This window comes from Pyxidicoccus caerfyrddinensis (assembly GCF_010894405.1).
GTDB lineage: Bacteria > Myxococcota > Myxococcia > Myxococcales > Myxococcaceae > Myxococcus > Myxococcus caerfyrddinensis.
The window spans coordinates 248486-273832 of record NZ_JAAIYA010000004.1; the positions used below are offsets into that span (position 1 = coordinate 248486).

Sequence of the window (25347 nt, forward strand, 5' to 3'; positions counted from 1 at the left end):
GCGGGCAGCATCCCGCGCCGCTCCTCCCGGGGGGGCTACTGGTTCTTCGCCGACTTGTCCGGGTCGATCTCCTCCTCGGGGCGCTCCTCCTGGGTGGCGCCCTCCCACGTCTCGCCGGCGCCCAGCTTCCACTCGGAGGGCACGTCCAGCTTCCACACGTAGTTGGCGGTGGCGTCACCGCCGGAAGCGCTGTGCGAGGAGACGTTGATGGTCATCTCCAGCTTCGCCACGCCGCTGGGCAACTGGTCCAGGTCGTAGTGGCCCAGCACCATCTGCGGGGGGAACTGGGGGATGTAGCGCTCCGGGAAGTCCACCTTCATCGCCGGGTCGCTGCCGCGCATCTCGCCCAGCAGCTTCCCCTTCGCGTCGGTCAGCTTCCACACCGTGTCGAACGAGGCGCTGGTCATCATCTTCTTCACCTTGCCCTCGTCCTTGAGCGCGCGCTGCGCGCCCCACAGCGCCAGCTGCAGGCGAATCTGCGGCTTGCCCAGCACCATGACGACGTCCGACGACACGATGTCCAGGCGCATGCCCTTGTCCGTGGCCGTCCACACCGGGCTGTACTTGCCCTCGCGCAGGCTGTCGAACACCTTGCGCGTGTACTCGTAGAAGGCCTTCTTGTCGTTGGCGCGCTCCTCCTTGCCGCTCTCGGAGCGCTTCTCCAGCTCCTCCAGGTAGCCGTCGAACTTCTTGTTGCCGGCGAACTGCGTCAGGTGCGTGTCCACCTGCTCGAAGTACGCGCGGAAGAAGGGCTTCAGCTCCTCCTTGTAGGCGGCCTCGTTCGGGTTGGCGCGCATCCAGCCGACGCGCTCGAGGTACTCGGCCTGGATGCGCTGGGCATCCGCGTCGCGCTGGGCGTCCTTCGCCTTGGCACTGGCGCTGCGGTAGCTCATGACGGCGGCCAGCAACACCCCCGCGATGATGACGATGACTCCGAAGTAGCGCTTCACGAAGGCTGGCTCCTGTGCGTTGGAGCTGGCAGTGATATGAAAATTCCCCAACGTGATCCAGGCCACCGGCACCCACCTGTTCTCCGCGCCGCTTCCCTTGGAGGAGGGGGAGCTTCTGGGCAATCCCCAGGTGGCCTGGGAGTGCTACGGGGAACCGTCCGACGGCAAAGCGGTGGTGCTGCTGCACGACGTCTCCCATTCTCACCGAGCCTTGGGTCCACTAGAGGACTCGGCCTACCAACCGTCTGGCTGGGCGCAAGCGCTGGTGGGGCCGGGGCTGGCGTTGGATCCGGAGAGCACGCCGGTGGTGGTACCGGGCCTCTTGGGCAGTCCCTTCGGCACCACGTCACCGGCCTCGGCGGATCCGGCGACGGGTGAGCGCTGGGGCCTCAACATGCCGCCCCTCACGGTGCTGGACATGGCGCGCGGCGTGTCCGCGTGCTTGCGCGCGCTGGGGCTGAAGCAGGTGCGTGGGTTGGTGGGCGTGGGCCTGGGTGGCCAGGTGGCGCTGCGGCTGGCGGCGCTCTTCCCGGACCTGGCCGCCGGTGTGGTGACACTGGGCACGGCGCGCGCGCTACCCGAGGGCGTGCGCGAGAAGCTGGGCCTGTCGTGGCAGCTGTTGCGCGCGGACCCGGACTTCCGCGAGGGCCTCTACGGGCCGGACACGCTGCCGCGCAAGACGATGCGCCGGCTGAGGCTGGACTTCCAGAAGCTGCTGTACGGGCGCGAGTACCTCGCCTCGCACTGGCCGGACCCCGAGTCCGCTCGGGTGGCGATGGAGGCAGAGGCCGACGCGTTCGCGGACACCTTCGACCCGGTGTCCTGGGCGACGCTGTGCTCGGCGTGGGCGGGGGGCGACGTGTCGGACTGCTTCCAGCACATCCGCGCGCGGGTGCTGCTGGTGGCGGGCTCGTCGGACGTGCTGGCGCCGGTGAGTCGCGTGCGGGACACGTACCACCTGCTGACTGCGGCGGGCGTGAGCGCGCGCCTGCTGGAGCTGCCGGGCCCTGGAGACCACGGCGCGCTCCTGTCGGATGCGGACCGGCTGATTGGCCCGCTGGGCGACTTCCTGCGGCGCTGCTGACTACTCGCGCGGGGGCGCGCCGGAGAGCTTCCCGCGCAGGGCGCCCACCAGCATGCCGATGGCAATCTCGTTGTTGCCGCCGTGCGGGATGATGATGTCCGCGAAGTGCTTGGACGGCTCGACGAAGCCCATGTGCATGGGGCGCACGTGGCGCAGGTACTGGCCCACCACGTGGTCGAAGTCGCGGCCGCGGTCCTTGATGTCGCGGGTGAGGCGACGAAGGATGCGCAGGTCGTCATCCGCGTCGACGTAGATCTTCACGTCCATCTCGTCGCGCACCTCCTTCATGTGCAGGACGAGGATGCCTTCGATGAGGATGATGTCGCCCGGGTCCACGCCCATGGTGCGCGGCTGACGGGACGAGGTGACGAAGTCGTAGACGGGCTTCTGGATGGGCCGGCCGGACTTCAGCTCGCGTAGGTGCTTCACGAGCAGGTCCGTGTCGAACGCATCCGGATGGTCGAAGTTCACCTCGCGCCTGTCCGCCAGCGGGAGGTCCTTCAGGTCCCGGTAGTACGAGTCCTGATCGATGAAGGCCACGCGGCAATCGGCCAGCGCCTCGCGAACCTTGCGGGCGACGGTGGTCTTGCCGGACGCGGTGCCGCCCGCGATGCCGACGACGAGGGGGGACGCCATGGCGGCGGCACGTACCCCACCGGAGGGGCCAGCGCAAGGCTTCAGTCCGGTTCCAGACGAATCAACCCCGGCGGATCAGCCCGCGCCCCTGGGCCTCGGCCAGCAATGCGGGGGGCGCCTCCTCGACCGGAATGGGGCGCGAGGCGAGCTTGCGCAGCCACTCCGACAGAGCGGGCGCCACCGTCAGCACCTCGTGCGCCCCTCCCCTGCGCCGGACGAGGAAGCTCCACGGCCCCTGGCCCGGACGCCGGGCCACCTGCGCCAGCGACTCCAGGCCCGACAGCTCCAGCGAGCCACAGGCCCACGCACGGGCCGTGAGGTGACGGCGCACGGCGCGAGCGGCGAAGACGAGCTCCGACAGGTCCACCGGGAGGGCGCCCATGCGCACGTCCTCCGCCAGCCCCACCTGCCCCGGGCCCGGAGGGGGCACGGGACGGAGGAACAGTGTGGGCAGGAGCATCTCCAGCGCGAGCGCCGCGGAGGCGCCTTCGTCGGGGTGCTCGCGCAGGTGACGCATGGCCCACTTGGAGAAGACCTGTCCCAGCGAGCGGCCCGTGCCGCCGAAGAAGCCACGGTACTCGGAGGAGCCGGTGAAGGCGGCCAGAGACTCTCCCGTGCCGGCGACGAGCAGGCGCGTGAGCGGCCACTCACGGTCCAGCACCTCCGCCACCACGGCGAGCCGGAAGTCCCGGTCCGCCAGCGTCCCTTCTTCGTCCTCCACGGAAGCCGCGGGCGTGGCGCCATGGCCCGCGTCGAACAATTCCCACGGCCGGCTCTCACCGGTCAGCGGTGGCACGGTGAGGTCACGCGGCGCGCGCAACGTCAGCGGAGGGCGCTCACCCGCGGGCACCAGCTTGCGCAGCCGGCGCAGTGACACCCTGGCCACCTCGGGCGGGTGCCCGTCCCCTTCGAAGGTGACGGCGCGCAGCGAGGGACAGCGCGGCAGGAGCGACTCCAGTAGCTGGAACAGTTCCTCGCGCACCGGTTGCGTGTGATCGTCCACGTAGAACTGGCGCGAGCCCCGGCGCGTCACCACGCCGCCCGCGAGGTGGATTTCGATGACCTGGTCGAGCGGGAAGCCCTCCAGCCCCGCCTCCAGCGGCAGGCCCGCGGAGAGCTGGTGGCTGAAGAGGTGACCCAGGTCCAACAGCAGCGGCAGCCCGGTGCGTGCGTGCAGCCGGGACATGAAGTCCAGCACGTGCCATTCGCCTCGGCGAGCGAGCACGGCGGGGTTCTCCAACACCAGGGGCATGGAGAGGTGCCGCTGCACATGGAGCGCATGCGCCGCGCAGTCCGCGAGGCCCGCCTCGTTGAACGGCGGCGTGAAGTAGAGGTAGCCCGGGAAGGGCTGGCCGCCCACGTGCCACCAGCCCACGTCGTTGCCCACCCACGGACTGCCCACCGTGCGCGCGTGCGCGTCCAGTTCCGCGAGCGCCGACGCGGGCTCCAGCTCCGGGCCCCAGAGGTTGAGGTGCACGGGGTGGAAGAGCACGGGTACGTCGGGACGCCGCCGCCACATCTCCGGGAACAGCGACGCGTGCGCCTTCGCTTCTTCGAGCGACAACGGCGCGCTGTACTCGACGTAGTCGAAGAGGCCCGGAGACGCGTCCAGCAGTCGATACGGTTGAGGCACGTCCGCCGTGCTCAGGTTGCTGCTCAGCCCCAGCCCGCGCCAGGGCAGCGTCCACATGTCGGCGTCCACGTGCGTCATTCCACGAACGTAGACGCGCTCCGCTGTCATCGCCACGGTCGACACATCGGTCCTGTCAGATTGCAGCGCGATGGCAGGCGCTTCTTCGCAGCCAGGACAAGCGGCTAGCGTGGCGGTGCAGTCCCCTCCCCCCTTCACAGAGGAAACATCATGAGCTCCAAGTTGCTCGCATGGTCCGCGGCGTTGGCGTTGGTGCTGACCGTCGGCTGCGGTCCCAGCCAGTCACCCGAAGCGCAGGAGCCGCAGGAGTCCCAGCAGGTGCAGGAGGCCGCCGGATGTCCCAAGGGCCAGTACCTGTGCACGTCGTGTGATGGCCACAGCACCTACTGCGGCGACGCGTGCCTGGACTGCACGCCTCCGGCCGCGCCCACGGGTGAGGTCGAAGCGATGGCCTGCTCCGGCGGCAAGCGCGAGTGCCCGCAGTGCGATGGCTCGGGCACCTACTGCGCCATCCGCTGCTTCGAGTGCGCGCCGCAGTAGTCAGCAGCGTTCCAGGACGCGCGACGCCTCGGGTGTCGCGCGTTCAGTTCGTCGGGCCGCGCGCGCCCTACCCCGTCACCAGCAGCCGGATTCCGTAGACCACCAGCACCAGCGCGAGCACCTGGCGGATGAGCGGCTCCCGCCGGGAGTACGCCCGCCGGACGTGCCCGGTGGACAGGCCCCAGGCCAGCGTCCCGTACCACGCCATGGCGATGCTCACGATGCCCGCGGCCGCCGCCACGCTCACCCACAGGGCAATGCCCGGCGCGGCCGTGGGAGCGAGGATGCTCAGGTAGAAGGGCAGCGTGTTCGGATTGGACAGGCTGGCGAACAGCCCGCTGCGAAACGGCCGGGCCTCCTCCCCCGCCAGCGCGCGTTCCACGAGAGCTGTCTCCGGAGCCACGGCCGGAGCCGCCCCTGAAGCCTTCGAAGCCTTGCGTACGGCGAGCAGCCCCCGCACGCCCAGGTAGAGCAGGTACAGCCCGCCCACGTAGCGCACGGCCCGCATCCCGCCCGGGAGCTGCTGCAGGAGCACGGCGACGCCGCCCAGGATGAAGCAGAGCCACGCCGCGTTCCCCAGGGCAATGCCCAGCACGGCCCAGGCCGCATGCCGGCGCGTGGCGGACAGCGCCAGGCGCGTGACGATGAACGTGTTCGGCCCGGGCGTGATGACCGCGAGCAGGTACAGGCCGTAGATGGAAGCGAGCAGCGGGCCGGGAGGATTCATGGCGGCGGCCCGACCTAATCACCCGGCACCACCTCGCGCAAACAGCGGTGCTCAACCCTACCCCACCGAGCCTGGCTGCTTCTCCTCAGGTGGCGCGCGTGTCTCCGACAGGGTCGACGTGTTTGCGGTGGATGTGACACGATTTCTGTGACAGGGCCTGCGCCATCGCGCTCACAACCGCGCCGTGGTGGAAGCCGTACACCACCATTTCGTGCTGAACCTCGTGGACGTCTTCGCGGTGGAGTTGCCGACCCGCACGCAGCCCTTATGCCGCCTGACAGCCCCATGCTCTGCACGAAGCACAATCACTCGACGGAGTCCTCCGCCCGCCGCTGCGCCGCGAAGGACATGGCGCGGCGGGCGGACCGGAGGCTCCGCGATGTGCAGCCGATGGTGCCTCGCTTCGTGACGTACCCGGGAGGACGGAGCACGAAGCGCGGCACGGTGGCGCTCACCGTCTACTCGGAGGACTTGAACACCCCGTACTGACGCACCTCGCACCGCTCAGGTGTCGCGAGTCCAGTTGCCCTGCATCGCCGGGCCACGCACGCCGGAGGTGTTGGAGCTGTTGCCCACTTCGCCCCAGCGCGCGTTGTACTTGAGGAACTCCTGGCCCTTCAGCGTGCGGGTCTTCTCACCCACGTTGATGACGCCGCCCCCCTGGTAGCCCGAGCGCGTGCCCTTCCCTCCGGCCCAGGTGAACCAGCGATAGCTCGCGTTCGTCTGACAACTGTCGAGCCCCCAGCCCAGCTCCTCGTAGGTGCTGTCGCAGGTGCTCTCGTTGCGGTAGCTCGCGTGGCTGCCATCCGCCACCCAGACCAGCGGATGCGTCGTGTCCAGCCACTGCACGTCCGCCGCCACGAAGTACGTCACGTTGGCGTGGTGCGCGAAGTGGACGCCCGACACAGAGTAGTCCGCCGCGAGCCGCACGTTGACGTGCTCCCAGTCCGCCTCGTGATTGAAGCCCGAAGGGCCGTCGTTGTACGGGAAGAAGTACCAAAATTGGAGATTCACCCCTCCGAACCGGTTCTTGTAGACGTGGCCGTAGATCTTCCAATCGGCCGGGTTGGTGCTGCCGTTGTGCGTGGTGTCGCTCGGCGGCTGGAGGAAGAAGGTCTCGTTCTCCACCCACTCGCCGCTGGACGTATTTCGCAGCGTGCTCGTGTGCGAGCAGATCCAGTTCTTCTCCCCATGTGAGCGGTTCAGCAGCGCCGTCTGCGTGACGCTGCCCAGCGCGAGAATGGAGCAGTCCGGACAGCCATCATGGTGGAAGCGCATCTGCGCGCGGGCGAGGTACCAGTCCACGTTGGACGGGCGCGTCCAGTCGAGGTCCGCGGGCAGGTAGAGCACGGGCGCGTGGCGCTGCAGGAGGCAGTCCTCGAGCCCGTCATCCACTCCGTCCGCGTCGCCGTCCACCGAAGACAACTCACAGCCCGCGACGAGCCGGGCCTTCGCCGTGCCGAGCGCGTCCTCCGGTGCTTCGTCGTCCACGCCGCATCCGGTGAGCGCCACGCTGCCCGCGGCAATGGCCCACAACCATGAAACCCGCATCTGCCCCTCCCGGGTCGGAGCGTCCACCCGGCGAGCCGGCCTCATGGCGCGTGCCGTGGACAGAGGACCCGCGCGGAGGATACGCGGGCCCGCTCGGGCGAAGTCCACACCGCGCCGCGACATCTCCGGAACCTTTTCGCGCGTGCCGCTGTCGGAAGGATTCGCCAATCAGCGACAACGGAGGCTGTGAATGAGGCGGATGCACCTGGCCGTCATGGGAGTCGTGTGCGCGCTCGTCCTGGGGAGCACGGTGTCGGGATGCCGTTCACGGGAGGACAGTGCAAGGTCCGCGGAACAGCGGTCCGATTCCACCCTCCCCGCCAAGGCGAAGCAGGAGGCGCAAGGCAGCGAAGGTGAAAAGGCCGCACCCTCCGCTGCGCAGGTGCAGAGCGCCGCGGCTGCCCCGAGCACGGCGCCGGCGGCGAACAAGGCTGCATCCCCGAGTGCGGATCCGCGTCTCGAAGCGGTGATGAAGTCCGCGCCGCCCGCACCGTCTGGTGCCGCCTTCAAGGCAGACGAGGGCCGCATGGGCAATGGACTCGGACTCAGCGGCGTTGGGGCGGGTGGCGGCGACAAGGCACCTGGTGGGATGGGCCTGGGCCTGAGCGGCAAGGGCTCTGGCGGCGGTGGCATCGGCTCGATTGGCACGAAGGGCCGCGGAATGGGAATTGTCGCCTACGGGGCTGGCTCTGCCCGCGCCGGCCCCGGCCCGGGCACCGGCGTCATGAACATACAGGGCTCCATCTCGCTCGGAGGCAAGGGCATCGGAGGCTCGCTCGCGAGCAAGAGCGTGGCCTCCGAAACCTCCTCCTCCGGCGAGGGCTATCGCGACTACGGAGTGAATCCCTTCGTGACGGCGTCCGAGGACCGGCTGTCCACCTTCGCCGTGGACGTGGACACGGCCTCGTACACGCTCTCGCGCCGCAAGTTGCTGGACGGTGCACTGCCGCCGAAGGAAGCCGTGCGCGTGGAGGAGTTCCTCAACTACTTCCGCTACACCTACCCGGAGCCCACCGAGAGCGACGGCCCGCTCGCCGTGCACCTGGACGCCGCGCCCTCACCGTACACGCCGGGACGCCACCTGCTGCGCGTGGGCGTGCAGGGCCGCCGCGTGAGTGTGTCCGAGCGCAAGCCCGCGCACCTCACCTTCCTCGTGGACGTGTCCGGCTCGATGCAGTCACCGGACCGGCTGCCGCTGGCGAAGCGCGCGCTGCGGATGCTGGTGGACAACCTGCGCGACGGCGACACGGTGGCGCTGGTGACGTACGCGGGCAACGTGCGCCGCGTGCTGCCGCCCACGGGCATGGAGCAGAAGGCGCACATCCACGCCGCCATCGAGGACCTGTCCGCGGGCGGCTCCACCGCGATGGCGTCCGGCATCGAGCTGGCCTACCAGGAGGCGATGAAGACGCTGGATGGCGGCTCGCTCTCACGCATCGTCATCCTCTCCGACGGCGATGCCAACGTGGGCTCGACGAACCACGGGGAAATCCTCAAGCGCATCCGCGGCCACGTGAAGGAAGGTGTCACCGTCACCACCGTCGGCTTCGGCATGGGCAACTACCAGGACACGATGATGGAGCAGCTCGCGGACCAGGGGAACGGGAACCACTACTACGTGGACTCGCTGCTCGCCGCGCGGCGCATCTTCCAGGAGCAGCTCGGCGGAACGCTGGAAGTCATTGCCCAGGACGTGAAGCTACAGGTGGACTTCGACCCCGCACAGGTCTCGCGCTACCGGCTGGTCGGCTATGAGAACCGGGACATCGCGGACCGCGACTTCCGCAATGACCGCGTGGACGCGGGCGAGATTGGCTCCGGACACACCGTCACCGCGCTCTACGAAGTGGAGCTGAAGCCGGGCGCGGGCGAGGGCCTCGCCACCGTGCGCGTGCGCGCGAAGCGGCCGCGCGGTGAGTCCGCCACGGAGCGCGCGTACCGATTCCCCGCCGCGGCGCTGGCCAGCACCTTCAAGGAAGCCAAGGCCGACCTGCGCTTCGCCACGGCGGTGATGGGCGCGGCGGAACTGCTGCGGCGCAGCCCGCACGCGGACCGCTGGAGCTTCGAGTCCGTACGCGAAATCGCACGCGCGGCCACGCCCGCTGGCAACGCCGAGCGTGAGGAATTCCTCTCACTGCTGGAAAAGGCCCGGCCCCTGCTTCGAGGCGTGGCGGCCAGATAGTAGATTCGGGGCTCCTGCCTTCCGCCGCCCAGGAGCCATGATGCCCACCGTCACGCGAGCAGAGATTGACGAGTCCCATGCGCAGTACCGGGGCTCCTGGAGGCTGCTCGCGCTGGGGAGCCCGGCGGGCGAGGTGGTGGAGCGGCCCGAGGTGTTCATCGCCGCGGGCCACGTGTCCTGGGCACTGATGAACGCGGCCTTCCTGCGCGCGCCCGTGGATTCGGACCAGGCGCTCTCGGCGGCCGCGGCCTCCGCGGCGCGCTACTTCTCGCAGGGCCGACACGGCTGGGCCTTCGTGCTGGGCGACGACTGGATGACGCCCCAGGTGCGCGAGCGCGCGGAGTCCATCCTGGCCTGGTACGGGCTCGAGCCCGCGATGAGCGTCACCGGCATGGTGGCCGAGCGCCTGGTCGAGCCCGCCCATCCGCCCTCCCCGTTCGACATCCGCCCGGTGCGGGACGCATGGACGCGCGAGGCGCTCTCCGACATCAACTCGTCCTGCTACGACGTGCCGCGCGACGTGGGCCGCGAGGCGTTCGCCGTGGAGTCCCTCTACGGGCCGGACCACCAGGGCTTCGTGGGCTGCCGGGACGGCGGGGCCGCCACCAGTGCGTCGGTGCTGCGCGTGGACGGCGTGGCGTACATCGCCATGGTCGCCACGCTGCCCCCGTACCGCCGCCAGGGCGGCGCCGAGCTCGTCATGCGGCACGCGCTCGCAGCGGCCCGGCGCGACTGGGGCCTCGAGCGCACCGTGCTGCACGCCACGGACGCCGGCCTGCCCGTCTACCGCCGCATGGGCTACCGGCCGGTGACACGCTTCCGCATGTACCTGGCGCCCGCACCGGGCCGCACCGAGTAGTCGCCTACGAGTCCAGCCGGTCGGCCGGGATGACGCCCTCTTCAATCGCGAGCGAGCGCAGCCGAGCCTTCACGCGCTGGAACTGCTGGCGCAGCGCGGTGGCGCGGCGGTTCAGGGCCTCGCGGGTGACGGGCTCGTCCGGCTCCGCCATCACCCGGGCAATCTCCGTCCAGGCCAGGCGCTGGTCCACGCGCAGCATGAGCAGCATCCGCTCGTGCGGCTCCAGCTCCTCTCGCAGCGCGCGGAAGCGCTCCTTCACCGCGGTGCGCCGCCAGGGCTGGGTGTCCGTGCGCTGCCGCTGCGCCTCGTTCGCCGCCGGCTCGCTCACCGGTTGCTCGCGTGCCGCCGGCGCGTGCAATTGGTGGTAGCAGGCATTGCGCGCCAGCCGGTACGCCCACGTCCGGAACGAGCTCTCCCACCGGAAGCCCGGCAACCCCTTCAGGAGATTCTCGCTGAAGAGGCTGAAGGCATCCTTCGCCAGCTCGGGGTGGTGGAGCACGGACGCCATCAGCCGGCGTATCTCCGGCCCGTAGGCGCGCATCGCCAGCTCCACCGCCTGGCCGTACTCCCCTCGCAGGCAATGCGCGTGAAGCTGCGCTTCCACCTGCTCGCGAGCAGCGGCCGCGTCGGCGTCCGCGCCTCCATCCATCATCGGAGATGTCATCAAGTCACGCTCCTGCGCCTTCCCCCGACGGATTGAGTGCCCCCCGCGCGCGCCGTGACGAATCCCGGCTCGCGCCAGCTTCCCTCACGCGAGGGAGGCCGGGCCCTCCGCCTGCGCGCCTGCTGACGGCGGCATCTCCACCTGCGGGCGGCCAACCCGCCGCTCCCGCACCAACCTGCCGTAGCCCAGCGCGCCCTGGTCCTCCGCCACCCGCAGCGCCCGTGCGAACGCTTCACGCGCCTCCGCCTCCCGCCCCAGGCTCCGCAGCGCCTCCGCCTCCAGCCCCCGCAGCACCGCCTCGTAGGAGACCTCGCGCGTCGACTCGGCCCGCTCGAGCGCCTCGTGCACCGCCTCCAGCGCCGCGTCCGGCTGCCCCAGCAGCAGGTGGATTTCCGCCAGCATGCCCAGGTTGTGCGGCAGGCCCGCCTCGAAGCCGGAGCGCCGCCACTGCGCCAGGGCCGACTCCATCAGCGCCAGCCCCTCGCGCGCATTGCCCATCATCGACTGCGCCCAGCTCCGGATGAGCGAGGCCCAGCCCAACCACAGGCGGAAGTGGTGCTCGCGAGACAGCGCGATGTTGCGGTCGCACAACTCCAGCGCCTCGCGTGGCTCGCGGCGCAGCTGGCACGCCAGCGACACATACAGCAGCGCGAAGGCCGTCGTGTTGTGGTGGCCGATGTCCATGGACAGCCGCAGGGCCTGGCGCCCGTACTCGCGCGAGCGCTCCGGCGCGTCCACCACCGCCTGCACCACCGCCCCATACGCCAGGGCCGCCACGCGCGGGTTGACCCAGTGCTTCACCGCCAGCGCCTGGTGCTGCTCCAGCCCGAAGTCGGAGAACGCGAGCGCCAGCTCCACATGCTCCAGCGCGGCGCGCACCTGGCCCCAGGTGAAGAAGTCGGTGGCCATCATCCGGTAGCCCAGCGCCAGCAGCTCCTTCTGGCCATGGCGGCGGCCCAGCCGCACCAATCGCTCCGCCACCTCGTGCGCCTCGTCCCACCGCGCCCGCGCGAAGGCGTAGGCGTAGGGCACCCAGTAGGGCGGATCCAACCGGGGCAGGTCCTCCTCCAGCTCGCGCATCAGCGAGCGCACCCGCGTGTACACCTGCTCGCCCTCCGCCGAGTGGTAGCCCTGCACCTGCACCAGTGGCAGCTCCAGCGCGATGAGCAGCTTCAGCTCCTCCCCAGCGCGCTCGCGCGTGGAGGGCAGCATGCGCAGCAGCTCCACGGCCCGCCAGAAGTGGCTGAGGGCCTCCACATTGGCCGAGCGGCGGCTGGCCAGCTCGCCCGCGCGCACCCACCAGCGCAGCGCCGCCTCGACCTGCCCCGACTCCGTGTAGTGACAGGCCAGCAGCTCCGGCTGCGCGTCGGACAGCTCGGGGAACTGCTCCGCCAGCACGCGGGCGACGCGCCGGTGGTACTGCCGCCGCTGGTGCCGGGGCAGCGAGTCCGAAGCCGCGTCCTGGATGAGGGCATGCCGGAAGCTGAACCGCGGCTCACTTCCCTCCTCGGTCTGGAGCAGTCCCTCCGCGACGAGCCCGGACAGGTCCTGGCGCAGCGCCGCGTCGCCCCTGCCCGACAGCGAGGACAGCAGCGCTTGCGAGAAGCCGCGCCCCACCACGGCGCACAGCTGCGCCAGCTCCTTCTGCGACGCGGGCAGCCGGTCCAACCGCGTGAGGAGCAGCTCGCGCAGGGACAGCGGCACGGACGAGGCCAGCGCGCGCGCTGGCTCCGACTCGGAAACAGGACGCTCCACCACGGTGCGCGTCAGCTCCTCCGCGAAGAGGGGGACGCCGTCCGTGCGGGCCACCAGGCGCGCCACCGTCTCCGAGGGAAGCTCCTGGCGTCCCGCCGCCTTGCGCACCAGCTCTCCGGCGATGGCGGCCGGCAGTCGCTCCAGCGAGAGGCGGCGGATGCTCGGGCCTTTGGGCCACGGCGGGCGGAAGTCGGGGCGCGCGGTGAGCAGCAAGCACGTGCGCGAGCGCGGCAGCCGCTCCAGGAGGACACCCAGCAGTTCGATCGTGGACGGGTCCGCCCAGTGCAGATCCTCCACCTCCGCGAGCACCGGCCGCTCCTCCGCGAGCCGCAGCAGCAGGGCCGTCAGCGACTCCAGCGTCTCCTGCTTCATCCGGTCCGGCGTGTAGCGCAGGTGCGGCGCGCTCTCCGTCCCGGACAGGCCCACCAGGCCGGACAGCACCCACGTGCGCTGGTGCCCCAGCCCGAGCGCGCCCAGCCCCGCCTCCAGCCGCGCCTTGTGCTGCGTCGGCGTGCCCTGCGTGTCCAGCTGCAGCAGGTGGCGCAGCAGGTCGATGATGGGCGCGAAGGCGCTGGTGCTCGACTGGGGCCAGCACTGGCACCGCAGCCGGAGCGCGGTGAAGGGCGGCACGCGCTCGCGCACCTCGCGCAGCAGGCGCGACTTGCCCATGCCCGCCTCGCCGGAGATGAGGCCGCACACCCCGTGCCCGCTCCGCGCCTCCTCCCACCAGCCCAGCAGGCACTGCAGCTCCGCGCGCCGTCCCACCAGCGGGGTGAGCGGGCGCGCCACCAGCTTGCGGTCGAACCGGCTCGCGGCGCGGCGCGGGCGAAGCACCTGATGCACCGGCACGTCGCGCACGCCGGACAGGCCGGTGAAGTGCAGGGGCTCCATGGGCTGGGTGACGAAGGCGCCGCGCACCAGCGCCAGCGTGGCGTCGCTGAGGTACACCGTGCCCGGCGGCGCCTGCCGCGCCAGCCAGGTGGCCATGCGCGGGGCCTCGCCCTGGATGGACGCGCCGTCCATCACCACCATGTCCGTGTGGATGCCCACCTGCAGGGCCAGCTCACGGCCCGGGGGTAGCAGCAGCGACTCCTGGAGCGCGGGCGCCAGGGCCGACGCCACGCGCACCCCCGCGTTCACCGCGCGCTCCGAGTCGTCCTCCTTCGCCACCGGATGACCGAAGCAACCGAGTACCTCCTCGCCCACGCACAGGACGACGGAGCCGCCGTGCTCCTGGATGACCTCCGAGCAGCTCCGGTGGAAGGTGGCCTCCAGCTCGCTCACGTCCTCCGGGTCCAGACTCGCCGTCAGCCCCGCGACGTCCGCGAGCCGGCACGCCACCAGCGTCACCTGCCGCCGCTGCGGCGCCGCGGTCCTCGCCATCCGGTGGCGGGGCGCGAGCCCTTCCTCCACCTGCCGCAGCCGCTCGCGCAACTCCACCGCCGAGCCGAGCCGCTCCTCCGGAGCCTTCGCCAGCAGCGATGCCAGCAGCCGGTCCACCGCCTCCGGCAGCACCGGGACGCGCTCGCGCACCGAGGGCGCCGGGTCCGGCGACATGACGCGCGCACGAATCTCCTCCGGGTTGCCGGAATACGGTGGCTCGCCGGTGAGCATCTCGAACAGCAGGATGCCCGCGGACCACAGGTCCGTGCGCGCGTCCTGCGCTCCGCCGCGCCACTGCTCGGGGGACATGTACGGAGGCGTGCCCGCGGTGGACAGCGACACGTCGGGCGGTGCGCTCGCGGCGGCGAGCCACGCGAGGCCGAAGTCGAGAATCTTCACCACGCCCTTGCGGGTGATGAAGACATTGCTGGGCTTGAGGTCGCGGTGGACGATGTGGTGCTCGTGCGCGTGCGACAGGCCCGCGGCCACCGCGTCCAGAATCTCCATCGCCTTGCGCGGCCCTGGCCGCCCCCGCCGCAGGAGCGCGGACAGGGACTCGCCCTCCAGGCACTCCATGACGAGGAAGGGGACCGGGGGCTCTCCCGGCTCGCTGCTCCAGACGTCCACGTTGAAGATGCGGACGATGTGCTCATGGTCCAGCTGGGCAATCGCCCGGCCCTCCTGTCGCAGGAGGGCGAGCATCGGCGCCTCGGCGAGCGACTCGTGGGGGATGAGGAACTTCAGCGCCACGGAGCGTTGCAGCACCATGTCCCGGGCGCGGAAGACCTGTCCCATGGCGCCGCCGCCCAGCTCCTCCAGCACCTCGTAGCGCCCTCCGTCCCGGTCTCCCAGCCGCATGCCGGGCACGGGCAGCCGTGGGGGCACCGAGGCCCGCGCCACGCTGCGCAGGAAGCTGTCCTCGAAGTCCTCGCGGTCGAGCGCCTCCAGGTCGGGGTCCTGCCCCGACGCGGTGCGCTCACGGCTGTTCTCGTCACCGGTCCAGTCTGGCATCGCCGAATTCCCCCCGGTCACGGCTCGCGCCCGGCGGCCACCCCTGTTCACGTTAGGAATGGTGTCCGGGCACAACAAGGAAACGCCTGGTGGCTGCCCTGGCCGTCCTCCCACTCACGGGGGCTCGCATCACCCTCGGGTCCAGGGCAGGCATCGCCGCACCTGCCTGCCCTCGTTCCCCGGGGCGGGTCGAGCGGGCGCGGCCCTGGTGCCGCGCCGTTCTCCCCGGCCCCGGCCGGCGTCACATCAGTGGCACGGTGATTCGCTCCGAGGGAGTCCGAAGCTCAGGGGGGACGTCCATGCGCCATGGCACAGCCACCGTCATCACGCGCCTCCAGCCGGACGCGCTCCCGGCCCTCGAGCGCTCGCTCGCGGAGGCTGCGCGGCTGCGCACGGCGCTCTTCTCCGGCGTGCCCGGCCTGCACTTCGCGCGCTGGGCCATCATCGACCTGACAGCGCCCGAGCCGGCGCAAGCCGCGAAGGACCTCCGCCTCCTCTTCGCCGCCGACTTCACCGTGCCGGGAGACGATGGAGCCCCGCTCCAGCTCGACGGGCGGCTCGTCCACGGGCTCATCTCCTGGCTCTCGGACCTGCGCGCGCACGGGGCCCGCGCCGCCACCGTGTTCGACGACCTCTATCGCGCCTGCCGCGACTATCCCGTGAAAGGGCTCGAGGACCCCGACGCGGTGGAGGCGTACCTGCTGCGGCACCGGATGGACGCGACCACGCGGCACGTGGACTTCGTCTATCGCTTCGAGGCGCCGGAGGAACTGCGTGAAGCAGTGGACGTGCTGCGCGAGGTGAACCGGCACCTGGACGCGCGGGCCCGCCTGCTCGCGGAGACGCCCTGGCGCGGAGGACGTGGCGAGCTGCCGCACCTGCACAGCGAGCTGCGCGACGTGGCGCTGTCCGTCTCGTCCACCGTGTTCGATGCGGGCTGGGGCCAGCGGCTCACCGCCGCGCGACGCGCCGCGGCCCTCGCCACGCTGGCGTATCCCCTCCAGCGATACGCACACTCCCTTCCCCGGGTGATGTGGCTGCGGCTGCGGCTGTGGCTGGCCGGCGCGAATCGGCCTCCCAGGGACTACAGCCCGTGCGCACCGGAGCTGACCGCGACGCGCAGTCCTCCACCTCCCAGTGACGCCATGGTGCAGAACCCGATGGTGCACGTGGCCCGCATCACCGGAGGCCCGCTGGCGGTGAAGCTGGTCGAGGCCTCGCTGCCCAGCGTGGACAAGCGCCTGAGCCGCTACGTCGTGGGGCTGAACCACATCCAGACCATCCACTGCGCGCGCTGGCTGCTGCACTCGGACGGGGACGGTGGGCCGCACCACCTCATCTTCCTCAGCAACTACGACGACAGCTGGGAGGCGTACATCGACGCGTTCGTGGACCACGCGGACGTGCGTGCCTTCCTGGAGCTCATCTGGAGCCGGACGGACGGGTTCCCCGACAAGACGCGGGGACTCTTCCCCCGGCGGAAGCGGTGGGGAGGCTGGGAGCTGCGGCTGCCCGTGGAGCCCTTCAAGGCGTGGCTGCGCGGGCACGAGTTCCCCACCCGCGTCTGGTACAGCGCCGCCCTGGACGGCGGCCCCTACCAGCGGCACTCCGTCCTCCTGCTGCACAACGCGCTCCGGCTGCGGGAGCTGCTCGCGCGGGAGCACCTCGACCGGCCGCTGCGGGACTGGGCCGCGCGCCGGGCCTTCAGCGCGTTCCTGTCCCGGGGCGCCTGCAATCCCGGCCGCGCGCTGCTGCGCGTCCCGGCCCTGCTCAGCCACTCGCTGTCCGCGCTCTCCGCCGCCCTCCGTGAGCGGTGGCGAGAGCCCTGGAGGAAGCCCCGTGTACTCAACCCACCTGAACTCCGGCCGCACCTCGTCCCGGGGCAGCACGCCGTCGCCTGAGCCTTCGACCGAGCTCGACCTGAACGACGTGCAGGGCCTGCTGCTGCACGGCTACCGCGAGATGCGCGAACTGGCGATGCTTTTCCTACGCATCGACGACACGGAGCGCTGCCGTCAGTGGCTCGGCGAGCTGGCCCGCGATGCCATCACCTCCTCGGACCCGCGCGAGCACGAGCGCCGGGCGCGCGAGCAGGGCAAGCACTACTCGCGCGTCAACGTCGCGCTGTCCCACCGGGGCCTCGCGACACTCGGGCTGCCGGAGGAGGTGCTGGCCACCCTTCCCTTCGAGCTGCGCGAGGGCATGGCACGCCGCGCGCGCGAGCACCTGCGCGACGTGGAGGCCAATGACCCGGACCGATGGGAGCTGGGCGGCACGCGCCATGAGGACGACCTCCACGTGCTGCTGCTGCTCTACGCCTCGGATGGCGAGCGGATGGACCGACTGCTCCATGACCACGAGATGCGCGCGACCGCGCAGGGCCTGCGAAAGGTCCACGTGCAGCGAGGCCACCGTGAGCAGCGGCCCGATGACCCACCCGGCTACTTCCGCGACCACTTCGGCTTTCTGGACGGGCTGTCGCAACCGCGCCTCGAGGGCTTCAAGGAGCCAGGCGGACACCCTCGCGACTATGACCGGCCCTTGAAGCGCGGGGAGTTCATCCTCGGCCATGCCAACGAGTACGAGGAGTATCCGGTGTCGCCCTGCGTGCCGCGGCGGCTCGACGTCACCGAGGTGTTGCGGAACAGCCCGGGCCACGCGGAGTGGCGGGACCTGGGCCACAACGGCAGCTACCTCGTGGTGCGCAAGCTGGAGCAGGACGTGCGCGAGTTCGAGCGCTTCCTCGACAGGAACGCCGCGCTCGCGCCGAAGGGCACGCAGGAGAATCGCCGCGAGTGGCTGGCGGCGAAGCTGGTGGGCCGCTGGCGCAACGGGGCTCCGCTCACGTCCGCGAAGCGCTGCCCGCTGCACCGCTTCCTCCCGTTCCTCTTCCGAGACAAGGCGAAGCCGCCGGTGGTGTCGCGCAGCAGCGCGAAGGACGTGGACAACGGCTTCCTGTACGCGCGCGATGACCCGCACGGCTTCGGCTGCCCGGTGACCGCGCACGCGCGACGGTGCAACCCGCGCGACGCCCTGCCTCCCTCGCGCGAGGCCTCGATGGAGGTGACGCGGCGCCACCGGCTGTTGCGCCGCGGCTTCAGCTACGAAGACGGCGGCGGAAAGGGGCTCCTCTTCCTCGCGCTCAACGCGAGCCTGAACCGCCAGTTCGAGTTCATCCAGCGCAGCTGGGTCCACTTTGACCAGCTCGGAGGGGTGGAGGGCGCGGAGGACCCTCTGTCCGGAGACGGCGGCGGAAGACTGCTGATCCCCGAGAAACCGGTACGCCAATGCGTCGCCGACCTCCAGCGCTTCGTGACCACCAGAGGAGGCGGGTATTTTTTTATGCCGAGTCTGAAAGCGCTGCGCTTCCTCGCGGCCCTGGGCGCGGCGCCGCGCGGCTGACGTGCGCGAGTCGTGGGCCGTTCATGCTGGACCTCGCGCGCGTTGTGGCAGACTCGGATGGGCAGGGGGGCATCAACATCCATGGTCACCACAGCACATGGGAGTCCGCGCATGGCCAGGTGGGACGAGCTCGTCATGGCGGTTCCAAAGCAGGCGGGCGCCGGCCTCGGTGACGCGGCCGCGGCGACGCTGCTGGAGACGCTGCTCGGAACGGAGGAGGAGCAGCTCACGCTGCTGCGCCAGCTCCACCGCGACGCGAAGCAGCTCCAGGAGGGCCCCTTCCACGCGGGCCGCATCCACCTGGAAGCGGCGCTCAAGCCCCACCGCACGCGTGACGACCGGCTGGAGCTGCTCAAGGCCGCGCGCAACAGCTTCACGGACGCGCTGGGCATGGAGCGCGACAAGGCACGCACGTCGCTCATCGCGCTGCACCTGGGATTCTGCTGGCTGCTGCTCGGCGCGGAGAAGGACGCGCGCGAGTGGACGCAGCTGGCGCACCGCACGGCGGTGGAGTCCATGAAGGACATCCTCGCCGAGGCCGCCGCGGACCAGGGCCTCACGCACAACCGCTACCTGGACCCGGCGCTGAACTTCCTCATCTTCTTCACCAGCGCGGCCACGCTGGGCGCCGGCTACCTCTTCTGGGACCGGGTCATCAGCAAGCGCACCGACAAGGTGCTGCGGCGCGCGCTGAACCAGCTGGAGTGCCTGGCGGACTACGTGGACACCGTCGGCGAGATTCGCGTCCGCCTGGGCGAGGCCTCCACGTCCGTCCCCCGCTATGAGCTGACCCACGGGGTGGACGAGAGCCAGTTCCTGTCGCGCGTCACCATCCGCAAGCTCATCAGCGACAAGGAGGCCATGTACTTCAATGGCCGCGAGACGCGGAAGGTGACCTGGAACGACAAGGAACGCTCCGAGGTCATCACCCGCGAGCTGCTGTAGCCGTCACGGCTCGAAGGTCTGCAGGGCCAGTCCCGCTGCGACGAGCTCGGCCACGGTGACCTGCGCGTCGAGCCACTCCAGCGGACAGCCCCACAGCGCGACGATGGCCCGGTCCAGCTCCCGGGCCAGCTCGTTCGCCGCGCGGCAGTGGGCGATGAGCGCGTCAGCGGTCTGCTCCGCCAGGGGCTTCAGGGCCTCGGGAATCCCACGGTTGAAGATGGCCAACTGGTAGGGATGGCCCTCCAGCACACCCGAAGCATGGTCCGGGAAGGCGAGCAGGCTGGCCCGGAACATCCAGGCGCGCCCGAGCGCATTGGACCGATTGGGGAAGCCCTCCGCGACGCCAAGCGCGCGCAGCAGCTCAGGCCCTCGTGTCTCCTCGGCGACCGCGCGGTACTGCGGCAGCCCGGTGAGGCCGAGGCGCTCGAACAGCGCCAGCCCCAGCGGGCGATACCACCCCGACAGGTCCTCCCGCTTCATCTCAAGGCACCAGGCCAGGCCCGCGCCGATGGTGACGAGGTCCGCCGGACGGAGGACTTCTGACCCGGAGAGCCAAGTGTAGTCAGAGGGAACGAAGGGCGGGATGCGCGGCTGCATGCAATGGGGACGGCACCCCGTCGTAGAGCTGACAGGCCCACCGCACACGGGAGAACGGCCCGCATCCGCTCCGGCTGTCACGTTCTCGTTTGACGGTGTTTTCAGGAAAGCCCCGGACTCCACGTCAGAGGGGGGCGCCATAGTGCGCGACTTCCTGAAAGGAGGGCGACGGTGATGGCTCAGACGATGCTCGTGTTCATTCCAGTCATTTTGCTGCTCGCCGCCGCGGTGGCGATTCCTCGTCCCCGCCGGCGTTCGAGGCGGTGGTAACAACCGGCGGGGTACCCGATGAGGTACCCCGCCCTTTTGGCTTCACTTGTGGAGTGGCTGCGCGTTGATTCACCTGAAGGCGCAGTACCGGCGCCTCGACTGGATCCGCTGCCTGTCGTACCGGGTGTAGACTCCGCGCCCGTGGCTGAACGTCCCACCGTCCTGGTCGTCGATGATGATCCGCACCTGCGGGAAATCGTCCGCTTCGCGCTGGAGCAGGGGGGCTTCCACGTAGAGGAGGCCGCGGATGGCCGCGCCGCCCTCACCCAGGTGCAGCGCTCGGTGCCCGCGCTCATCGTCCTGGACATCATGATGCCGGAGCTGGACGGGCTCGCCGTGTGCCGTGAAGTGCGGCGCAAGCACGAGCTGCCCATCGTCTTCCTCTCCTCGCGCGACGACGAGGTGGACCGCATCCTTGGGCTGGAGCTGGGAGGCGACGACTACCTCACCAAGCCCTTCAGCCCGCGCGAATTGGTGGCGCGCGTGAAGGCGGTGCTGCGGCGCGCGCGCCCCGCTCCGGCCGCCCCGCCGGAGCCCGGTCCGCCCACTGCACGGATGCAGGAGCGCGGCCCGCTGCGCATGGACGCGGAGCGCTGGCGCGCGTGGTGGGGCGAGCAGGAGGTGGTGCTCACCGTCACGGAGTTTCAATTGCTCGCCACGCTGCTGCGCGTGCCCGGCAAGGTCTTCACGCGCGACGAGCTGATGACGCGCGTCTACGACGATGTGGTGGTGAGCGACCGCACCATCGACAGCCACGTGCGACGGGTGCGGCAGAAGTTCTCCGCGGCGGGCGGAGAAGTCATCGAGACGGTGCATGGCCTCGGCTATCGGCTCGCCCTCCCCTAGCCGGCGCGCGCGCCCGCGCCTGTGGATGGTCTTCGCCGCGGTGGGCGTGGCCGGCTTCATGCTCACGCTCGCGGGCCTGTCCTTCGTGCGCGTCTATGACGACCAGCTCATCCGGCAGACGGAGTCGGAGCTCATCGCCCAGGGCTCGGTGGTGGCGCAGGTCTTCCGCGAGCAGCTCAGCGAAGGAGTCCACGCGGAGACCTACGGCCGGGTGCGAATCTCCCCCTGGCCCTTCCCCATCCCAGACGACAAGCGGCTGAAGCCCATCCTCCCTTCGCTGAAGGCCTCGGATGTGCCGCTCCCGCCGGACGAGACACCCGCGCCCTCCCGCGTGCCCGCGGAGCCCCTTGCACTGGGAGCCGGCACGCGGCTCAACCCGCTGCTCGAACAGGTGCGAGCCACGACGCTGGCGGGCATCCGCGTGGTGGACACGGAGGGTGTCGTGGTGGGCAGCAGCAGCCCGGAGGTGCTCGGCACTACCCTGGCGGACCGTCCCGAGGTGCAGCGGGCCCTGCGCGGAGAGCCGGCCAGCGTGCTGCGCCGCCGCTACGCCGAGCCCGAGGACACGCCCCTGGCCTCGCTCAGCCGGGACACGGGCATCCGCGTCTCGGTGGCCCTGCCCGTGCTGATGGGAGACCGCGTCTGGGGCGCGGTGGTGCTGGCCCGCACGCCGATGACGTTCGCCAAGGCCGTCTACGCGGACCGGTGGAACCTCACCGCCACGGGCCTGGTGCTGGTGGGCGCGGTGGCCCTGATGTCGCTGGCCGCGGGCGCGCTGGTGGGCCGCCCGGTGCGGGCGCTGGTGAAGCAGACGCGCGCCATCGCCGTGAGCGACCCCTCGGGCTTCGAGCCGGTGGCGCGCCCCGTGGTCGCCGAGCTGGCCGAGTTGTCCGAGGCGCTCGCCGGCATGGCCACCGCGCTGCGGGACAGGAACCAGTACATCCGCTCCTTCGCCGCCAACGTGTCGCACGAGTTCAAGACGCCGCTGGCCTCCATCCAAGGCGCGGTGGAGCTGCTGCGGGACAGCGCGGACGTCATGTCGCCGGAGCAGCGAACGCGGTTCCTCGCCAACGTCGACGCGGACGCGCGGCGCCTCACGCGGCTGGTGCAGCGGCTGCTGGAGCTGGCGCGCGCGGACTCGATGACGGCCACGCCCTCGCGGGTGGAGCTGGCTCCGCTGCTGGAGTCGCTCGCCGCCCGAGCCCGCGCGGAGGGCGTGGCGGAGGTGCACGTGGCGCCGGGGCCCGCGGGCCTCCTGCTTCCGCTTCCTGCCGAGGTGCTGGACGACGTGCTCTGGCAGCTCGTCACCAACGCGCGTCAGCACGGCGGTGAGAGCGTGCGTGTGGACCTGGCGGTGGAGGCGGACGGCACCGGCCCTGTGCGCGTGGTGGTGCGGGACAACGGGCGCGGCATCTCCGAGGCCAACCGCGCGCGCATCTTCGACGCCTTCTTCACCACCGCGCGCGAGCGGGGCGGTACGGGGCTGGGACTCACCATCGCCCAGTCCATGCTGCGGGCCTTCGGCGCGGGGCTGGAGTTGCTGCCCGCGCAGGCTCCAGGGCCGGGCGCCGCCTTCGCGGTGGTGGCGGCGCCCGTGCCGGTGCTTCAGCGGAAGTAGCTGTTGGAGATGTCCACCGAGTAGCCCAGCTCCAGCGTGGGCGCGGAGGCCGCCACGAGGTACTGGCGGAACTGCAGCTCCTTGCCGGGCAGGCCCGCCTCGGCCGTGTCCGCCGAAGCGGCGGCCTCCACCTGCTCCAGGCTGCCGCCCTCGCGGCGGTAGTTGAACACCGCGGGGAAGTGCGCACGGGCGCGCAGCTCGGCCACCGGCCACGACACACGCGGCAGCGCCAGCTTCAGCCGGCCGGAGAGGTGGAAGACGCCCAGCTCGCGCGCCAGCACCACCTCCAGCGTGCCCCCTGTCTCACCGAGGCGCGCGGGCGCGGCCTTCAGCTTCAGCGTGCCGTCCTGCGTCTCCACGGGCACGGGGATGGAGTTGAGGGTGATGCGCTCCAGTCGGTGGCCCTCGGGCAGCTCCAGCTCCAGCGGCTGCTCGCGGTCCAGGCTCAGCGCGTAGCTCACGCGCAGCGTGGCGCGGCCCTCCAGCGTGGACACCCAGGACGCGGTGGCCTCGGTGATGCGGGGCTCCAGCGGCGGGCGGACCTGCTGCTTCGGGCTCAGCTCCGCTTGCGCCACGGCCGCGCGCCAGCCGACGCGCAGGGCGCCCTGCACGGGGTAGACGGAGTGGGCCTCGCCGTCCGAGGCGGACAGTGGCTCCAGCAGCGTGAAGACGGCGGTGTCCGCTTCGAGCGTCAGCGGCACCGGCGACACAGCAGGCCCGAAGCGCAGCTGCGCGCGGCGCATGGGGCCCGCGCCCGGCGAGCGCACGGACAGGCCCACCTCGAAGGCATAGCGTCCGGCCTTGCGGGTGACGAGGCAGAGGTAGCCGTCCACCACGCCCACCGTGGCGTCATCCAGCGTGGGCAGCTCGCTGGGGTACGTGTCCGCGTCGAGCTGGAGCAGGCGCACCTGCGTCCAGCGATTGTCCGCGAGCACCTCCACGTCGAACTGGCCCTCCACGTGGAGGGTGTCCGCGGAGAGGCGGCCCTTGAGCTGGCTCTTCACCAGGGCCTCCGTGGGAGGCGGCGCAGGCGGTGCGGACTCGCGCTGCGCATAGAGGGGAATGAGCTGCTCCAGCGGCACGGTGGCGGTGCCCGCGGGAGTAGAGGTTTCGGTCGTGCCCAGCAGCAGTCCGACGACGAGAGGAAGGGTCCACATGGCGGCTCAGCTCGCTTCCGGGGTGACAGGGGTGGCGGGAACAGCGGCGGCGACGGCGCCACGCGGCGGCTCACCGGGCTGCGACAAATCCGAGAGGAAGGCGCGCACGCTGGGGCGGGTGGAGAGGACCATCAGGCCGAGCAGCGCCGCGAGAATCTCCAGCGTGTAGATGAGGCCGGTGTAGCCCTCGAGGATGACGGCGCCGGTGGGCACGATGAGCGTCGCGCCCCACAGGCCGATGAGCACGGCGAGGCGCTCCTTGGGGAAGAGCCACCGGGCCCAGGCGACCACCGCCGCGCCCAGCCCCAGGGCGGAGATGGCGTAGGCGACGTAGAAGTTCATGAAGGCGGCCAGGTACGAGAGCAGCACGAAGAAGAAGCCGTAGACGGCGGCCAGCAGGTACGTCTCGTGGAGCGCCATGGGCCGGCGGTGGCGCAGGCTGAGCGCGGCGAGCAGCGCCAGCAGCGCGATGAACGGCACCCACGCGCGGCCCGCCATGAGGGAGACCATGGCGTCGAAGGTCTTCTCCGACGGGAGGATGACGCCCAGGCTCACGCCGGACTCGAGCGACTGGAAGGCCCAGTCCAGCGTCACGGCGTCGCTCGCCGTCTGCACGGACGACGCGGCGAGCACGCCCGCCGGGTAGTCGTAGTTCTCCCCGCCCTCCACGGCGAAGTGGACGCGGACATCACGCGCGGGCAGCGCCGGGTCCAGCTTGTACACGAACGAGTTGAGGCCCCGAGCGCGGTAGCGGATGGAGAAGCGCGACGTGGCGTCCTTGGCGATGCGGCCCGTCCACACCAGCCGGTTGCCGGACTCGCCCAGGTCCAGGCTGGACTCCTTACCGTCGACGAGGAACTGGAGCTCCGAGAGGAGCACCTGGGACTTGTCCATCTCGATGGGGAAGATGAAGGCCACGTCGATGTCGCGGCCCTCGCGGTTGACCACCGCGTAGTCGGCGTCGAGCGTGAAGTCGAAGCCGGAGAAGTAGCGCAGGCCGCGCTTGCGGTAGTTCATCTGCGCCTTCACCTGGACGTGCTGCCGGTCGAAGGCGAGCGGCTTCAATTCGGTGAAGATGGTGCCGCTGTGCACGTAGCGCAGCGACGGCGCGGGCTGGGTGACAGGCGCGCCCCAGCGGTCCTCCACCCCGGCGGCCAGCTCGGAGTTCGCGAAGTCCGTCCGGTTCGCCACCTGCCCGGCGATGACCGCCGTGGCGAACACGACGATGAAGAGACTGCCGAAGACGTGGTGCGCGACGAGCCACCGCAGGGCCTTGCGGATGGCTCCGTCAGGCGCGCGCGGCGAGCGGGGAGGAAGTGATGGAGCGTTCATGAACCCAGGATGGGCGCCGGGTGTGCAACCCGGATGACCGGCTCGTGCGCTTCCCGAGGAATGATTGTGCAGAAGTCGTGCAGGGCCCCGGCACCTACATCCGCCCCCTCCGTGCGTCCTCCCGAACCTGAGGCCGGCGGCTGATCGCGATCAGAAAATTTTGAGCCGTGGATCAGCGCGGATCAGC

General features: G+C 71.0%; 20 protein-coding genes. 10 read left to right on the forward strand and 10 right to left on the reverse strand.

All coding sequences use genetic code 11. From position 1 onward, the window contains the following. Positions 1-35: 35 nt before the first annotated feature. The gene (locus G4D86_RS11440; RefSeq protein WP_163992643.1) at positions 36-950 is read right to left on the reverse strand and encodes a hypothetical protein; all 915 of its coding nucleotides are present in this window, start codon (positions 948-950) and stop codon (positions 36-38) included. 52 nt (positions 951-1002) lie between these two features. Between G4D86_RS11440 and G4D86_RS11445 the strand changes: the two genes are divergently transcribed. After that, a complete protein-coding gene (locus tag G4D86_RS11445) occupies positions 1003-2034 on the forward strand; it encodes an alpha/beta fold hydrolase (protein ID WP_163992645.1) in 1032 nt (343 codons plus the stop codon). Here G4D86_RS11445 and udk read toward each other — a convergent pair whose 3' ends face one another. Both udk and G4D86_RS11455 read right to left on the reverse strand, forming a co-directional pair. Beyond that, positions 2035-2670, reverse strand: a complete 636-nt coding sequence (udk, locus tag G4D86_RS11450) for a uridine kinase (RefSeq protein ID WP_163992647.1) — start codon at positions 2668-2670, stop codon at positions 2035-2037. A 61-nt stretch (positions 2671-2731) separates the two neighbouring features. Beyond that, a complete protein-coding gene (locus G4D86_RS11455) occupies positions 2732-4381 on the reverse strand; it encodes an MbnB/TglH/ChrH family RiPP precursor modification enzyme (protein ID WP_205519556.1) in 1650 nt (549 codons plus the stop codon). Between the two features lie 150 nt (positions 4382-4531). Between G4D86_RS11455 and G4D86_RS11460 the strand changes: the two genes are divergently transcribed. Further along, positions 4532-4861 carry a hypothetical protein gene (locus G4D86_RS11460; protein ID WP_163992651.1) on the forward strand — a complete coding sequence of 110 codons (330 nt, stop codon included), beginning with the start codon at positions 4532-4534 and terminating at the stop codon, positions 4859-4861. Positions 4862-4928: 67 nt separating this feature from the next. On the opposite strand, the gene G4D86_RS11465 is transcribed toward G4D86_RS11460, so the two are convergent. Beyond that, a complete protein-coding gene (locus G4D86_RS11465) occupies positions 4929-5588 on the reverse strand; it encodes a LysE family translocator (RefSeq protein WP_163992653.1) in 660 nt (219 codons plus the stop codon). A gap of 285 nt (positions 5589-5873) precedes the next feature. Between G4D86_RS11465 and G4D86_RS11470 the strand changes: the two genes are divergently transcribed. Continuing rightward, positions 5874-6077 carry a hypothetical protein gene (locus G4D86_RS11470; RefSeq protein ID WP_163992655.1) on the forward strand — a complete coding sequence of 68 codons (204 nt, stop codon included), beginning with the start codon at positions 5874-5876 and terminating at the stop codon, positions 6075-6077. A 15-nt stretch (positions 6078-6092) separates the two neighbouring features. On the opposite strand, the gene G4D86_RS11475 is transcribed toward G4D86_RS11470, so the two are convergent. After that, positions 6093-7139, reverse strand: coding sequence for a hypothetical protein (locus tag G4D86_RS11475; protein WP_163992657.1), 1047 nt, complete (start codon positions 7137-7139; stop codon positions 6093-6095). 526 nt (positions 7140-7665) lie between these two features. On the opposite strand from G4D86_RS11475, the gene G4D86_RS11480 reads away from it, so the two are divergent. Together G4D86_RS11480 and G4D86_RS11485 are read left to right on the forward strand one after the other, a co-directional pair. Next, the gene (locus G4D86_RS11480; protein WP_240360192.1) at positions 7666-9321 is read left to right on the forward strand and encodes a vWA domain-containing protein; all 1656 of its coding nucleotides are present in this window, start codon (positions 7666-7668) and stop codon (positions 9319-9321) included. Between the two features lie 37 nt (positions 9322-9358). Next, a complete protein-coding gene (locus tag G4D86_RS11485) occupies positions 9359-10180 on the forward strand; it encodes a GNAT family N-acetyltransferase (RefSeq protein ID WP_338050602.1) in 822 nt (273 codons plus the stop codon). 4 nt (positions 10181-10184) lie between these two features. Here the strand turns inward: G4D86_RS11485 and G4D86_RS11490 are convergent, their stop codons facing one another. Both G4D86_RS11490 and G4D86_RS11495 read right to left on the reverse strand, forming a co-directional pair. Further along, positions 10185-10844 (reverse strand): RNA polymerase sigma factor, encoded by a 660-nt coding sequence (locus G4D86_RS11490; protein WP_163992659.1) that lies wholly within the window; start codon positions 10842-10844, stop codon positions 10185-10187. A gap of 84 nt (positions 10845-10928) precedes the next feature. Then, positions 10929-14993, reverse strand: coding sequence for a protein kinase domain-containing protein (locus G4D86_RS11495; RefSeq protein WP_163992661.1), 4065 nt, complete (start codon positions 14991-14993; stop codon positions 10929-10931). Between the two features lie 299 nt (positions 14994-15292). Here G4D86_RS11495 and G4D86_RS11500 point away from each other — a divergent pair, with 299 nt between their 5' ends. The 3 genes from G4D86_RS11500 (at position 15293) to G4D86_RS11510 (ending at position 19340) form a co-directional block, all read left to right on the forward strand. Then, complete coding sequence (locus tag G4D86_RS11500) at positions 15293-16894, forward strand: hypothetical protein (protein ID WP_163992663.1); 1602 nt, start codon at positions 15293-15295, stop codon at positions 16892-16894. Beyond that, positions 16833-18395, forward strand: coding sequence for a Dyp-type peroxidase (locus G4D86_RS11505; protein ID WP_163992665.1), 1563 nt, complete (start codon positions 16833-16835; stop codon positions 18393-18395). Before G4D86_RS11500 ends, G4D86_RS11505 begins: the two co-directional genes overlap by 62 nt. Before the next feature lie 111 nt (positions 18396-18506). Next, complete coding sequence (locus G4D86_RS11510; protein ID WP_205519540.1) at positions 18507-19340, forward strand: hypothetical protein; 834 nt, start codon at positions 18507-18509, stop codon at positions 19338-19340. Between the two features lie 3 nt (positions 19341-19343). On the opposite strand, the gene G4D86_RS11515 is transcribed toward G4D86_RS11510, so the two are convergent. Further along, the gene (locus tag G4D86_RS11515) at positions 19344-19937 is read right to left on the reverse strand and encodes a hypothetical protein (RefSeq protein WP_163992670.1); all 594 of its coding nucleotides are present in this window, start codon (positions 19935-19937) and stop codon (positions 19344-19346) included. A 411-nt stretch (positions 19938-20348) separates the two neighbouring features. On the opposite strand from G4D86_RS11515, the gene G4D86_RS11520 reads away from it, so the two are divergent. Together G4D86_RS11520 and G4D86_RS11525 are read left to right on the forward strand one after the other, a co-directional pair. Next, complete coding sequence (locus tag G4D86_RS11520) at positions 20349-21053, forward strand: response regulator transcription factor (RefSeq protein WP_163992672.1); 705 nt, start codon at positions 20349-20351, stop codon at positions 21051-21053. Continuing rightward, entirely contained in the window at positions 21022-22671 is a 1650-nt protein-coding gene (locus G4D86_RS11525) for a sensor histidine kinase (protein WP_163992674.1), read from the forward strand. Before G4D86_RS11520 ends, G4D86_RS11525 begins: the two co-directional genes overlap by 32 nt. On the opposite strand, the gene G4D86_RS11530 is transcribed toward G4D86_RS11525, so the two are convergent. After that, positions 22659-23828, reverse strand: coding sequence for a hypothetical protein (locus G4D86_RS11530; RefSeq protein ID WP_163992676.1), 1170 nt, complete (start codon positions 23826-23828; stop codon positions 22659-22661). The genes G4D86_RS11525 and G4D86_RS11530 overlap by 13 nt on opposite strands. A 6-nt stretch (positions 23829-23834) precedes the next feature. After that, the gene (locus G4D86_RS11535) at positions 23835-25160 is read right to left on the reverse strand and encodes a hypothetical protein (protein ID WP_163992678.1); all 1326 of its coding nucleotides are present in this window, start codon (positions 25158-25160) and stop codon (positions 23835-23837) included. Positions 25161-25347: the final 187 nt, after the last annotated feature.